General features: G+C 76.6%; 13 protein-coding genes. 8 read left to right on the top strand and 5 right to left on the bottom strand.

Annotated features, from left to right (window positions below):
* Nucleotides 1-154: 154 nt before the first annotated feature.
* The gene (locus E9529_RS19585; protein WP_236832942.1) at nucleotides 155-481 is read right to left on the bottom strand and encodes a hypothetical protein; all 327 of its coding nucleotides are present in this window, start codon (nucleotides 479-481) and stop codon (nucleotides 155-157) included.
* A 208-nt stretch (nucleotides 482-689) separates the two neighbouring features.
* On the opposite strand from E9529_RS19585, the gene E9529_RS19580 reads away from it, so the two are divergent.
* From E9529_RS19580 to fabG, 3 genes are all read left to right on the top strand, one after another.
* On the top strand, nucleotides 690-1,094 hold the full coding sequence (locus E9529_RS19580) for an STAS domain-containing protein (protein WP_236832941.1): 405 nt from the start codon (nucleotides 690-692) through the stop codon (nucleotides 1,092-1,094).
* Between the two features lie 115 nt (nucleotides 1,095-1,209).
* A complete protein-coding gene (locus tag E9529_RS19575) occupies nucleotides 1,210-2,421 on the top strand; it encodes an acetyl-CoA C-acetyltransferase (RefSeq protein ID WP_236832940.1) in 1,212 nt (403 codons plus the stop codon).
* A gap of 47 nt (nucleotides 2,422-2,468) precedes the next feature.
* A complete protein-coding gene (gene fabG / locus E9529_RS19570; protein WP_236832939.1) occupies nucleotides 2,469-3,230 on the top strand; it encodes a 3-oxoacyl-ACP reductase FabG in 762 nt (253 codons plus the stop codon).
* Here fabG and E9529_RS19565 read toward each other — a convergent pair.
* Entirely contained in the window at nucleotides 3,227-4,105 is an 879-nt protein-coding gene (locus E9529_RS19565; protein ID WP_236832938.1) for a DUF1206 domain-containing protein, read from the bottom strand. The genes fabG and E9529_RS19565 overlap by 4 nt on opposite strands.
* Nucleotides 4,102-4,950 carry a DUF1206 domain-containing protein gene (locus E9529_RS19560; protein ID WP_236832937.1) on the bottom strand — a complete coding sequence of 283 codons (849 nt, stop codon included), beginning with the start codon at nucleotides 4,948-4,950 and terminating at the stop codon, nucleotides 4,102-4,104. Before E9529_RS19560 ends, E9529_RS19565 begins: the two co-directional genes overlap by 4 nt.
* A 113-nt stretch (nucleotides 4,951-5,063) precedes the next feature.
* On the opposite strand from E9529_RS19560, the gene E9529_RS19555 reads away from it, so the two are divergent.
* From E9529_RS19555 to E9529_RS19540, 4 genes are read left to right on the top strand one after another with little or no spacing between them, the layout of a single operon-like run.
* Nucleotides 5,064-5,717: a hypothetical protein gene (locus tag E9529_RS19555; protein WP_236832936.1), complete on the top strand. Its 654-nt coding sequence runs from the start codon at nucleotides 5,064-5,066 to the stop codon at nucleotides 5,715-5,717.
* A gap of 43 nt (nucleotides 5,718-5,760) precedes the next feature.
* A complete protein-coding gene (locus E9529_RS19550) occupies nucleotides 5,761-6,792 on the top strand; it encodes a hypothetical protein (protein ID WP_236832944.1) in 1,032 nt (343 codons plus the stop codon).
* Nucleotides 6,744-7,382 carry an SIR2 family protein gene (locus E9529_RS19545; protein WP_236832943.1) on the top strand — a complete coding sequence of 213 codons (639 nt, stop codon included), beginning with the start codon at nucleotides 6,744-6,746 and terminating at the stop codon, nucleotides 7,380-7,382. Before E9529_RS19550 ends, E9529_RS19545 begins: the two co-directional genes overlap by 49 nt.
* A 37-nt stretch (nucleotides 7,383-7,419) precedes the next feature.
* Nucleotides 7,420-8,649 carry a cytochrome P450 gene (locus tag E9529_RS19540; RefSeq protein WP_236832935.1) on the top strand — a complete coding sequence of 410 codons (1,230 nt, stop codon included), beginning with the start codon at nucleotides 7,420-7,422 and terminating at the stop codon, nucleotides 8,647-8,649.
* Between the two features lie 324 nt (nucleotides 8,650-8,973).
* Here the strand turns inward: E9529_RS19540 and E9529_RS19535 are convergent, their stop codons facing one another.
* Entirely contained in the window at nucleotides 8,974-11,298 is a 2,325-nt protein-coding gene (locus tag E9529_RS19535; RefSeq protein WP_236832934.1) for an ATP-binding domain-containing protein, read from the bottom strand.
* Between the two features lie 112 nt (nucleotides 11,299-11,410).
* Between E9529_RS19535 and E9529_RS19530 the strand changes: the two genes are divergently transcribed.
* Nucleotides 11,411-12,082, top strand: a complete 672-nt coding sequence (locus E9529_RS19530; protein WP_236832933.1) for an NUDIX domain-containing protein — start codon at nucleotides 11,411-11,413, stop codon at nucleotides 12,080-12,082.
* A 232-nt stretch (nucleotides 12,083-12,314) separates the two neighbouring features.
* On the opposite strand, the gene E9529_RS19525 is transcribed toward E9529_RS19530, so the two are convergent.
* Nucleotides 12,315-13,039, bottom strand: a 725-nt coding sequence (locus E9529_RS19525; RefSeq protein WP_236832932.1) for a hemerythrin domain-containing protein, incomplete at its 5' end; no start/stop codon positions are given.

Genomic DNA, 13,039 nt, shown 5'->3' with positions numbered 1-13,039 from the left:
CCCGCCGTCCGCGCCCGGGCGGACCGGGCGCGGACGGCGGGCGGGGGAACGGCCCGCGGCGCGTCAGCTCAGGAGGTGCGCAGTCGCACGGAGTACCGCATGAGGAGGGAGGCTAGGGCGCGGGCGCCGCGACGTCGACGGGTTTTCCCGGTCGCTACCGCGAGGAGGAGTCCCGCGCCGCCCTGCGGGCCTGGTGGGCCTCCCAGCGGGCGCGGTCGCGCGCCCGGGCGTCGGCGTTGCTCTCCCACCTCTCCTTGCGGCGGCGGGCCCGGGCCAGCTCCCGCTCCTCGAACGTCGCGTGCGACTCCCAGTTCCGCGCGGCCGCCGCCAGGGCCAGGACCGTGAGCGCCCCGATCGCGACGGCGGCCGCGAGGATCGGGTCGAGCACGACGAAAGCGCCCACCGCGACGGCGAGCGCCAGGAGGCCGCTCACGACCAGCGGCGCGGACGGTCGGCGGGACGCGGGGCGGGGCTCGGTCACCGGACCAGTATCCGTCGGCGGACGGAGGTGGCGGCGGAGCTGCCCCGGACACGGCCCCGCCGGGTGCGGCGGCGACCCTTGCGCCCCGCTCCGCCGGTGCCTACGGTCGGGGTGCGGTTCAAGGAGCAGCCGCAGTTCCAGTGCTGGTCGTCGTGTCGTTCGCGTCCCGCAGGCTCACTGGTCCGGTTCCAGCCCGAGAGGCAAACCCGTGACCGTTCCCTCGCCCGACCGTCCGCGCACCGCCCCTGTCCTGGTCCCGATCGGGCCGGACGCCCTGCCGTCCGCGCCCCTCGCCCTCGAGGTGGCCGGTACCGCGGCCCTGCCGCACCTCGTCGTCGCCGGCGAGGTCGACTGCACCTCCGCTCCCCGGGTCGGCGACGCCCTCGACGAGGTCCTCGCCGCCGCGCCGCGGGAGGTCCTCGTCGACCTGACCGCCGTCACCTTCCTCGACTCCGCCGGGCTCTGCACTCTGGCCGCCGCGCACCGCAAGGCGCTCGCCGCCGGCGGTCGCGTGCGGGTCCTGGCCGCCAACCGCGCGGTGATCCGGCCGCTGCAGATCACCGGGCTGTGGGCGCTGCTCGGCGGCGAGCAGGTCGGCGGCGCCGCCTCCTGATCCCCGCCCGGACCCGTCTCCCGGGGGCCGGGGGCGCGCCGTCCCCACCCGCGGGGCAGACTCGGGCGCGACGCCCGGAGCGGGTGCCGGGAACGGACCAACGAGGAGGACCACCGTGCGCGATGCGGTCATCTGCGAGCCCCTGCGGACGCCGGTCGGCGGTTTCGGGGGTTCGCTGCGCGACGTCCCCGTCCAGGAGCTGGCGGCGACGGTGATCCGTGCGCTTCTGGAGCGCACCGGGCTGCCGCCCGAGTCGGTGGACGACGTCCTGCTGGGCCACTGCTACCCGACGATGGACGCGCCGGCCCTCGGCCGGGTCGCCGCCCTCGACGCCGGCCTGCCGGTGACGGCCTCGGGCATCCAGGTCGACCGCCGCTGCGGCTCGGGGCTGCAGGCGGTCATCTACGCGGCGCTGCAGGTGCAGTCCGGCGCCTCCGACGTCGTCCTGGCCGGCGGCGCCGAGTCGATGAGCAACGCGCCGTTCTACTCGACCGCCATGCGCTGGGGCGTCAAGCCCGGCCCGGGCGTGCTGCTGGAGGACGGGCTGGCCCGCGGCCGGGTCACCGCCGGCGGCCAGAACCACCCCGTGCCCGGCGGGATGCTGGAGACCGCGGAGAACCTCCGGCGGGACTACGGCATCGGCCGCGAGGAGCAGGACGAGTACGCCGTCCGCAGCCACCAGCGGGCCGCGGCCGCCACCGCCGAGGGCCGGTTCGCCGACGAGATCGTGCCGGTGACCGTCAAGCACCGGAAGGGCGAGACCGTCGTCGACCGCGACGAGCACATCCGCCCCGACTCGAGCGTCGAGACCCTCGCCAAGCTCCGCTCCATCCTCGGCAAGAACGACCCGGACGCGACCGTCACGGCCGGCAACGCCTCCGGGCAGAACGACGGCGCCGCGGTCGCGATCGTCACGACCCCGGAGAAGGCCGCCGAGCTCGGCCTGCGCCCGCTGGCGCGGCTGGTCAGCTTCGGGGTGGGCGGCGTGCCGCCGAAGACCATGGGCATCGGCCCGGTGCCGGCCACCGCCAAGGCGCTCGCCCAGGCCGACCTCAAACTCTCCGACGTCGACCTGATCGAGCTCAACGAGGCGTTCGCCAGCCAGGTGCTCGCCGTCGCGAAGGAGTGGGGCTTCACCGACTCCGACTGGGAGCGCACCAACGTCAACGGCTCGGGCATCTCGCTGGGCCACCCGGTGGGCGCGACCGGCGGCCGGATCCTGGCCACGCTGCTGCGCGAGATGGACCGGCGCGGCGCCCGCTACGGCCTGGAGACGATGTGCATCGGCGGCGGCCAGGGGCTGGCCGCGCTGTTCGAGCGCGTGTAAGCACCCCACTGCGGGGCCGCCCCATCCACCTCTCCCAAGGAGCTTGCATGTCCGAGTCCACCGCCCGCGTCGCGATCGTCACCGGGGCCGCTCGCGGCATCGGCGCCGCCACCGCCCTGCGGCTGGCCCAGGACGGCTTCGCCGTCGCGGTGCTCGACCTGAAGGAGGACGACGCCCGCGGCACGGTCGAGGCGATCGAGGCCGCCGGTGGCCGGGCGCTGGCCGTGGGGGCCGACGTCGGTGACGCCGAGCAGGCGCAGGCGGCCGTCGACCGGGTCGCCGCCGAGCTCGGCCCGCCGGTGGTGCTCGTGAACAACGCCGGGGTCACCCGGGACAACATGCTGTTCAAGATGAGCGACGCCGACTGGGACATCGTCATGCACGTGCACCTGCGCGGCTCGTTCCTCATGACCCGCGCGGCGCAGAAGCACATGATCGACGCCAAGTGGGGCCGGATCGTCAACCTGTCCAGCACCTCGGCGCTGGGCAACCGCGGCCAGGCCAACTACGCCACGGCGAAGGCCGGTCTGCAGGGCTTCACCAAGACCCTCGCCATCGAGCTGGGCAAGTTCGGGGTCACCGCCAACGCGATCGCCCCGGGCTTCATCCAGACCGAGATGACCAAGGCGACCGCCGAGCGGATCGGCGAGGACTGGGAGTCCTACGTGCAGAAGCGGGCGGCGGCGATCCCGGTCGCGCGCGCCGGTGTGCCCGAGGACATCGCGCACACCGTGTCCTTCTTCGTCAGCGAGGGCGCCGGCTTCGTCTCGGGTCAGGTCGTCTACGTGGCCGGCGGTCCCAAGAACTAGGACGAGGGGTCGCGGTCGGGGTACCGCGCGCGGGCGAGGGCGTAGACCCCGAACGCGGCGAACCCGGCCGCGACCCCGCCGAGCAGCCACGGCCCGGCGCCCACCCCCGCGATAGCCGTCATCGCGCCGTCCAGGCCGGTGGCTGTCGAGACGTCGTGCGAGGTGGCCGCCTGCCACAGCAGGACGCCGACCAGCACGAAGGCGCCCCCCTTCGCCAGGTAGCCGATCCGACCAAGCACCTCGATCGCCGGCTCCCACCGGTCCGGCGCCGCCGGCAGGTCGATGTCCCGCATGAAGCCGCCGGTGCAGCCGCGCACGAAGACGTAGCCGCCCACGGCGACGACCCCGGCTGCGACCGCGCCGATGAGGACCGCCCCACCGGGGACCAGCAGCGTCTCCCCGGCCAGCTCGCGCATCCGCTCGTCGGCCTCGTACTGGAAGCCGAGCGCGAACAGCAGCGCGGTCAGCCCGAGGACGCCGTACACCGCCCCCTTGGCCAGGCACTTGGCGCAGACGACGGCGGTGCGCACCCGGTGCTCGCCGTCCAGGAGCCCGTGCCACCAGAGCAGCACCTCGGCGGCCTGCCAGACGGCGAGCGACAGCATGCCCAGGCCGATGGCGACCAGCAGCAACCGGCCGCCGGGCCCACCGGCGACGACGAGCAGCGCGCCGGTCTGGTCGGCGTCGGCGCCGCGCAGGCCCATCGCCATGCGCAGTGCCAGCACCGCGATGAGCAGGTGCATCGCGCCGTAGGCGATGAGGCCCGCGCGGGCCAGGTGCACGAGCACCGGGTGGTCGGTGACCCGGCGGATGCGGACGACGACGTCGTGCAGACGATGGCCCAGCGCCCGGAGCGACGGCGCCGGAGGGCTCACGTGCGCTCGGGGTACCGGGCGCGGACGAAGCAGTAGGCGCCGAAGGCGGCGATCCCGACGGCGATCAGCGTGAGCAGCACCGGCCCCGCGGGCGCGGTCAGCACCGTGTGCAGGGCGCCGTCCAGGCCCGATGCCTTGGCGGGGTCGAAGGTCACCGCCGCCCACACGAGCAGCCCGCCGACGAGCCCCAGGGCCACGCCCTTGGCCGGGAACCCCACCTGGCCGAGCCGGGTGACCAGCCGCCGGGCCGAGGCGGAGCAGCCGCTCAGGTCGATCTCCTTCAGGAACCGCTTCGTGACGCCCTTGTGCACCAGGTAGACCGCGACGCCCACCACGACCAGCCCCGCGGCGCCGACGAGCCAGCGGCCGGCGGGCCAGCCGAAGACACCGGCGGCGGCCTGCTGCTGCGACCCGCCGCCGGACTGCCCGCCCCCGGTGGCGAAGCGGATCGCCAGCACGGCGAGCGCGGTGTAGACCACCGCCTTGGCCACCGCCTTGACGCTCCGCTGCACGGCCGTCGTGCGCGCCGAGCCCGACGCCGACCAGCCGTGCCGCCAGCGGAGCACCTCGGCCGCCTGCCAGAGGGCCAGCGCGATCAGCCCGACCGCCAGCACCCACAGCAGCGGCCCGCCCAGCGGCTGCTCGGCGAGGGTGGCCAGCGCCCCGGACTGGTCGGCCTGCTCACCCGCACGCCCCCATGCCAGCTGCAGCGCCAGCCAGGCGATGAGCACGTGCACCAGCCCGTAGGCGACCAGCCCCACCCGGGCCAGGTGCTCGAGGCCGTCGCTGTTCCCGGCCCGCCCGGCCGCACCGGCGGCCGACGGGGCACTGCCCTGCACGCTCATGTCCGTGCCCTTCTGACCTCTGTCCTCCCGCGGGACGCGGAGATGATCAGCGTGGCACGGCCCACGCCCCGGTGCCTCCCCGCCGGGCGCGCGGCGTGAGGGACACTGGGTCCGTGGCGAACGGAACCGGAATCCTCTCGGCCGGCACGGTCAGCGCGGCGACCCCCGAGGTCGCCCGGCGCACCTGGCCGCGGTGGCTGGCCCTGGGCCTGGCGATGATCGTGGTCGCGGTGGTCGCGGTCGTCTGGAGCTCCGGCGCCCGCCTGCTGCTCGGCGCCGTGGGGCTGTTCCTGGCCGCGCGCGGGGTGGTCCTGCTCCGGGGCGCCCGTTCGGGGGCCGTCCCCGCCGAGGTGGCGGGGCGGGCGCGGTCCCTCGGCACGGCGGCGGTCGTGGCCGGGGCCGCCGGCCTCGCCGTCGCGGTCGCCTCGGCGTCGGCCTCCTCGACGGTGCTCCTCGTCGGCGTCCCCCTGCTGCTGCTCGGCACCTCCCTCGGCCTGCTGGGCCGCGGAGGAGCGGCGCGGCGCGGCGGGCAGGCGCTGCTGGTCTGGTCGGTGCTGGTGACCGGCCTCCTGGTGGTCACCGGGTTCCTCCAGGACTGGGACCGGGCCGCCGACGTCGCCACCGTGGTCGCCGCGCTGGCCGTCGCGGTGCTCGGCGTCCCGCTGCTCATCGGTGCGGCCAACCTGCGGTCGGTGGCCGCGGCGCCGGCGCCGGCCCCGTCCGGCTGCGGCGGGTGCGCCTGCGGCGCAGGGGGCTGCGGGGCCTGACCCCGGCGCACATGCCGGGCGGGCCCTGGGTATGGGCCCGCCCGTGAGCGGACACGTCTTCGTGGTCGGGGCGGACCTGACCCGGCTGGCCTGCGACGACGTCCTGGTGCCCACCGACCGCTCGCTGCGGGTCGCCCGCGGCTGGTGCTCCGTGCTGCCCGACGAGCTGATCACCGACCGGCAGGCCGACGGTGACTGCGTCGCGCTGTCGTGGACCGGTGACGAGCGGGTGCTCGAGGTGCCCGGGGACGGCCCGCGGCGGGCCTGGCTGGTCGACACCGTCGACGGCGGCACCGACGGGACGGGGGGCCGCGGGCTGGCCTGGCTGCTCGACGGGGCCCGCGAGGCGCTGGCCGCCGTCGCCCGGCGGGAGGTGCGCGAGCCGGTGCACGGGCGCGCCCGCCGGCTGGTGGGGCTGCCGGCGCTCGGCACCGGCTGGGGCGGGGCCGCGGGCGAGCGCGGGGCGCTGCTGCAGCAGCTGCTGCCGGTGCTGCGCGAGGCGGCCGAGGAGCACGGCGTCGACGTCGCCCTGGTGCTGCGGCGGCCCAGCGACCTCGCCGCCGCCCAGCGGGTGCGGCGCGGCGAGGAGGGCGGCTGGGACCTCCCCGGTCACCTGCGGGAGCTGGCCGTCGACCTCGGCGAGCGCGCCCGCCGCGGGCAGCTGGCGGTCTTCATCGGGGCGGGCGTCAGCGCCGCTGCCGGGCTGCCGACGTGGGAGCAGCTGGTGGACGAGCTGGCGACCCGGTCGGGTCTGGACGACGCGCTGCGCGCCGGGCTCGCCCGGCTCCCGGCCCAGGACGCCGCGGCGCTGCTCGCCCGCGAGCTGGGGGCCGACGAGCTGGCGACCTTCGTCGAGTCGCGCTTCGGCCCGGGCCCCTACGCCCTGGCGCACGCGCTGATCGCCGACCTCCCGGTGCAGGAGTTCGTCACCACGAACTACGACCCGCTGGTGGAGCTCGCCGCCGGGGACATCGGCCGCGAGGTGACCGTGCTGCCCACGACGAGGCCCGGCCGGGAGCACCGTGGCTGCTCAAGCTGCACGGGGACGCCGCGCACCCGGCGAGCGTGGTGCTGACGCGCGAGGAGTACCTGCAGTTCGGCAACACCGGCGCCGCGCTGGCCGGGGTGCTGCACTCGCTGCTGCTCACCCGGCACGTCCTCTTCGTGGGCACCTCGATGCTCGACGACGACCTCATCCGGATCGCCCACCAGGTGCGCACGGCGCTGCAGACCCAGGGGTCGGGGACGGCCCGGCGCACCGGCACCGTGCTGGCGCTGCAGGAGGACGCGGCCCGCGCGCGGCTGTGGGAGCGGGACGTGGAGACGGTGGCGATGTGCCCCGCGGACGCCGCACCGGCCGAGGCCGCGCGGCGCCTCGAGGTGCTGCTGGACCTCATCGGCTGCCTGTCCACGCCTCCCACCGGCTACCTGCTCGACCCCGCCTACCGGGGGCTGCTCGACGAGGAGGAGCGGCGCCTCGCCGAGGCGCTGGCCGGGGTCCCCGCGGCGCTGCCCCGGGACGGCTCCTCCACGGTCGGCCAGGAGGTCGCCGCGCTGCTCCGCCGGCTGGGCCACGGCAGCTGCGGCGGGGACGGCGCGGAGCCGCCCGCCGACGTCGCCACCCGCCCGCGCGACGACCGGACCCAGGAGCAGCGGCCGGGCTGAGCGGTTGCCCGGTGCCGCGGATGGGCAGGCAGGCCCCATGCCACGTCTGGAGAACAGCCTGAAACTGCTGTCCAAGGGCTACGCCTGGCTGCCCGACGAGCGCCGGCGGGCGGGGAAGGCGGCGGTCGGCGTGCGGCTCGGCGGGTTGCCGGCCGTCGGCATCGAAGGTCCCGAGGCGGCGCGCTTCCTCTACGACGAGGACCACGTGCGGCGCTCGCACGCCATCCCCGAGCCGGTGCAGGGCACCCTGTTCGGCAAGGGCGCCGTGCACACGCTCGACGGCGAGGTGCACCGGGTGCGCAAGGCGATGTTCGTCGCGCTGCTCATGCGCGAGGACGGCATCGCCTCCCTGGTGGAGCGGACGACCGCCGCCTGGGACGCCGCGCTGCCGTCGTGGTCGCGCCGCTCGGAGATCGTGCTGTTCGACGAGGCGAGCCGGGTGCTGGCCGGTTCGGTGGCCCGGTGGGCCGGCGTCCCCGTGCGCGACGGCGAGGTCCCCGGCCTGGCCCGCGACATGATCGCCATGGTCGACGGGTTCGCCACCGGCGGACCCCGCCACGTGCGGGCGCGCCGGGCCCGGGGCCGCCGCGAGCGGTGGCTGCAGCAGCTGGTCCGGGACGTGCGCAGCGGGCAGGCGGAGGTGCCGGAGGGGTCGGCGGTCGACGTGGTGTCGCGGCACCGGGACGCCGACGGCACCCAGCTGCCGGCCGACGTGGCCGCCGTCGAGCTGCTCAACGTCATCCGGCCGACGACGGCGGTCGCCTGGTTCATGGCGTTCTCGGGGCACGCGCTGATCCGCTGGCCGGGGAACCGGGAGAGGCTGGCCGGCGGCGACCCGGCCTACGCCGAGGCGTGGGCCCACGAGGTGCGGCGGTTCTACCCCTTCGCGCCGTTCATCGGCGGCCGCTCCCCGGAGCGCAACGAGTTCGCCGGTGAGGAGATCCCGCGCAACGCCATGGTGCTGCTGGACCTCTACGGCCAGAACCACGACCCGGCGCTCTGGGACAGCCCCTACGCGTTCCGCCCCGAGCGGTTCCTCGGCCGCAAGATCGGGGAGTGGGAGCTGGTGCCGCAGGGCGGCGGGGACCCGCGCACCAACCACCGCTGCCCGGGCGAGCGGATCACCGTCGCGCTCCTCTCGGCGCTCGCGGTGCGGCTCGCGCGGCTGGAGTGGGAGGTGCCCGAGCAGGACCTCACGATCGCGCTGCACCGGATCCCGGCCCGGCCGAAGAGCGGCGTCGTCCTGCGGGTGCGCGGCACGACCTGAGGCCGCGCGTACCCAGCCGGTCATGGGCGAGCAGTCGTTGCAGCGGCAGCAGCGTTCTGCCCCCGCCGGATGGGCGGAACGCTACTGCCGCTGTAGCGAGACCGCGGTCCGGCCGGTCGGCGCCGGCTGGTCCCGGCGGCACGGTGACTGCGGGCGGGAAGCGACCCCGCCGGTGCGCTCGCAGGACACGTCGAGCCGCGCCACCGACCCATGGGCCGCACCAGGACGCGGCTCGACCGCCGGTGGGGCGGCTCGACCCGCGTGGGAACGGCTCACCTGGCTCCGGGCAACGACGCGAGACGGGCGGAGCAGCAGCCCCGCCGGTCAGCGCGGCTCGAGCCGCTTCAGCTCCGGCGGGAGCTCGCCGGCGTGCACCACGCCCAGCCGCTGCGTCGCCCGGGTGAGCGCGACGTAGAGGTCGTTGTGCCCGCGCACGCCCTCGGTGAGGATCCCGACCGGGTCGGCGACGAGCACCGAGTCGAACTCCAGGCCCTTGCTTCCCTCGGGGGTGAGCACCACGGGCCCGGCGGTCAGGTCGCCGTCGGCCGAGGCGGCGGGCACCCGCGCGCGGACGGCGTCGGTGACGGCGGCCAGCAGGCTGCGCGGCACGACGACGCCCAGGGTGCCCTCCTCCCGGTCGAGCTCCGCGGCGGCCTCGGCGACGGCCGCGACCAGCTCCTCCTCCTCGGCGACCGCGCGGGCCCACGGCTGCTCGCCGGTGGAGCGCACCGACCGGGCCGGCGAGGTGGCGGCGCCGCCCGCGGCGAGCACGTCGGCGGCGACGTCCATGATCTCGGCGGGCGTGCGGTAGTTGACGGTGAGCTCCTCCAGGCGCCAGCCGCGCAGGTCGCGGGGGCCCAGCGCCGGCTCGAGCACCTCGGCCCAGCTGCTGGCCCCGGCCGCCGACCCGGTCTGGGCGACGTCGCCGACCAGGGTCATCGAGCGGGTGGGGCAGCGGCGCAGCAGCACCCGCCAGGCCATCGCCGACAGCTCCTGCGCCTCGTCGACGATGACGTGCCCGTAGGTCCAGGTGCGGTCGGCGGCGGCCCGCTGGGCCGTGGAGCGGGAGTCGCCGACCTCCTGCCGCTCGGCCAGGCCCTCGGCGTCGAGCAGGTCGCCGGCGGAGAGCTCCTCGGACTCGTCCTCGGTCTCCCAGTCCGTCGAGCGGGAGCCGTGCAGCAGGTCGAGCGTCTCCTGGGCGTGCCGCAGCCGGCGCTGCCGCTCGCGGCGGGCGGCGGCCCGCTCGGCGCTGTCGTCGACGCCGAGCAGCTCGTCGGCCTCTTCGAGGAGGGGCACGTCGGCCGGGGTCCACGGGGCGGACGCCGGACGCCGCAGCAGCTCCCGGTCGGCCTCGGACCAGCCGCGGGTCGCGGCCGCCAGCCGCCGGGGGTCGGCGAAGAGGTCGCGCAGCAGGCGCTCGGCGGTCAGCCGCGGCCACAGCCGGTCGACCAGCGCGTGCACGGCGGGCTCGGCGGCGACCTCCTGCCGCAGGGCGTCCCGATCGCCCCGGCCGAGCAGGTTGCCGCCGTCGAGCACGTTCGCGCCGAGCTTGTCGGCGTACTTGCCGGCGAGCAGGTCGACGACGGCGCGGGCGAACGCCGGCCGGGCCTCGTTGTGCAGCCGGGAGACCGACCGGGCACGGCTGCGCGCGCGGGCGGCATCGGCCTTGGTGAAGCGCAGCGGCGTCCCGTCGACGGTGACGGTCGCCGCGGCGTCGAGGACGGCCTGCCGGTCGCGCACGGCGGCGGTGACGACGTCGACCATCGCCAGCCGCCCCTTGACCACGGCCACCTCCGGGGCCTCGGCCGCGTGCGCCTCCAGCCCCGGCCGCAGCCCGCCCATGTCGGTGAGCACCACGCCGGTCTCGCCGAGGGAGGGCAGCACGTCGGCGATGTAGCCGAGGAAGGTCGGGGAGGGGCCGACGATCAGCAGCCCGCTGCGGGCCAGCCGCTCGCGGTGGGTGTAGAGCAGGTAGGCCGCGCGGTGCAGGGCGACGGCGGTCTTGCCGGTGCCGGGGCCGCCCTGCACGACCAGCACGCCGCGGTGGTCGGCCCGGATGATGCGGTCCTGCTCGGCCTGGATGGTGCGGACGATGTCGTTCATCCGGCCGGTGCGGTTGGCGTTGAGCGCGGCCAGCAGCACCGACTCGCCGGCCACCCCGGACCGCTGCGCGAGGTCGGGGTCGGAGAGGTCGAGGGTCTCGTCGGTGACGGCGACGACGGTGCGCCCGCGGGTGCGGATGTGCCGGCGGCGCCGCACGCCGAGGTCGTGCAGGGGCGTGGCGGTGTAGAAGGGCTGCGCCGCGGGGGCGCGCCAGTCGACCAGCAGCGGCTCCGCGCCGCCGTCCTCGGCGAAGAGACCGATCCGGCCGACGTACCGGGGGACGTCGGTGCCGTGCCGGTCGAGGCGGCCGAAGCACAGCCCGCTGTCGGCGGCGTCGAGCGCGACGATCCGCTGGCTGTGCAGCTCGACGGCGGCCTCGCGCTCGCCGACCGCCTGGGGGTTGTGCGGCACGGTGGCCAGGGCCTCGTCGAGCCGCGCGACGGTGCGGGCCCGGACCTCGTCGAGCCGCTGGTGCAGCGCGCTGACGTAGGCCTGCTCGGCCGCGATCCCGTCGTCGGGGGACCCGGTCGCACGAACTGTCGTCACAACCTCTTCGCTCTCTCGTGCTCGTGGGGCGTCGCGTGCCGCCCGGGCAGCTGCTCATTCTGCGCACGCGGACCCGCCCGGGCGCCGTGCCTCGCGCACTAGCGTCGCGGGGGTGGCGCAGATTCCCGGTATCGACGTCCCCGACTCCCGCGGCCGCACCGGCCTGGACCGCACCGGCCGCGACCTCGACGGCAACCCGCGGGTGCGGGTCACCGACGTCGAGCTCGTGGCCACCGCCTGGCACGTGCTGCGCCGGACCACCTTCGACTACCGCCGCGCGGACGGCACGTGGGTGACCGAGGCGCGGGAGACCTACGACCGCGGCAACGGCGCGACGATCCTGCTGCACGACGTCGTCCGCGGGACCGTCCTGCTCTCCCGGCAGTTCCGCTTCCCGGTGTACTTCAACGGGCACCCCGACGGCATGCTCCTGGAGGCCGCGGCCGGCCTGCTCGACGAGGACGACGCCGAGACCGCGATCCGCCGGGAGGCCGAGGAGGAGCTGGGCGTGACGGTGGGTGAGCTCGAGCACGTCTTCGACGTCTGGATGAGCCCCGGGTCGGTGACCGAGCGGCTGCACTTCTACGCCGCCCCCTACACGACGGCCGACCGCACGGCCGACGGCGGCGGGCTCGCCGAGGAGGGTGAGGACATCGAGGTCGTGGAGCTGCCGTTCGACGAGGCGCTGCGGATGGTCGCCGACGGCCGGATCGCCGACGCGAAGACGATCATGCTGCTCCAGTGGGCGGCGCTGCAGGGGCCCTTCGCGGCGGGGCGCCGCTGACCCCCAGCGGATTAGTTTGCGTTCCATCGCAACTCTGCGGACACCTCGCGGACACACCGGTTCCCTAGCGTCGTCGGCACGACGACGAGGGGAGGACCGGCCATGAGCACCGCGACGAAGGAGCGCACCACGTGGGTCTGCGACAACTGCCACGGGCGCGAGCTGAGCGCGCGCAAGCGCTGCCGCGACTGCGGGACGTCCCGCTGCTGACCCGGTGCCGGCCGGCGAGGGCTCAGGCGGCGGGCGGGGCGCCGCGCAGCCGGACGACGGCGGCGCGGTAGCGCCCGCCGCCCCAGAGCCGCCAGGCCAGCCGCGTGCCGGCCGGCAGGCCCCCGAGGAGGCGGGCGCGGTCGACGGCGCTGCAGTCCTCCAGGGCGAGCCCGAGCACGAGCAGCCGGTCCCGCCCGGAGAGCCCGCAGCGGGCGGAGCGGGTGGTGGCCGCCCACCCCGCGTCGGTCAGGTGGGTGTCGAGCAGGGGGAGGAGGGTCGACTCCTCGTCGGCCGTCTGGGCGTCGACGTCGTCGGCCAGCCGCCGGCAGGCGAGGGCGAAGGTCGCCCGTGCGCGGGCGCTGCCGGAGCAGGCCCATTGGCGGGCCGCGGTGTCCAGGTCGCGCAGCGCGGCGTCGATGCGCGCGCAGGAGCCGGTCCAGCCGGCGACGGCGGCGGCCACCGCCGGGCGGGCGCTCTCCGGCGCGCTGCGCAGGAGGGCGGGCCAGACGGCGTCGCGCTCGACGGCGTGGTGGTGCAGCAGCAGCCGGGCCACCAGTCCGGCGTGGCGGGTGAGCGCCCGGGTGCGGGCGCACTCGCCGTCGGGCGCCCAGGACGCGACGTCGGCCAGCGTGCGCAGCTCCCGGCGCACGAGCTGGTGGAGCACCCGCTGGGAGGTGGTCGCGCGGCCGGGCGCCGGGCGAGCCGTGGCGCGCGGCCCCGGGTCGGCGGGGCGGCGGGGGAGCGGGA

The organism is Blastococcus sp. KM273128 (assembly GCF_021698975.1).
Classification (GTDB): domain Bacteria; phylum Actinomycetota; class Actinomycetes; order Mycobacteriales; family Geodermatophilaceae; genus Blastococcus.
The sequence above is the reverse complement of the archived record's forward strand: the minus strand, read 5'-3'. Positions and strand labels throughout refer to the sequence as shown.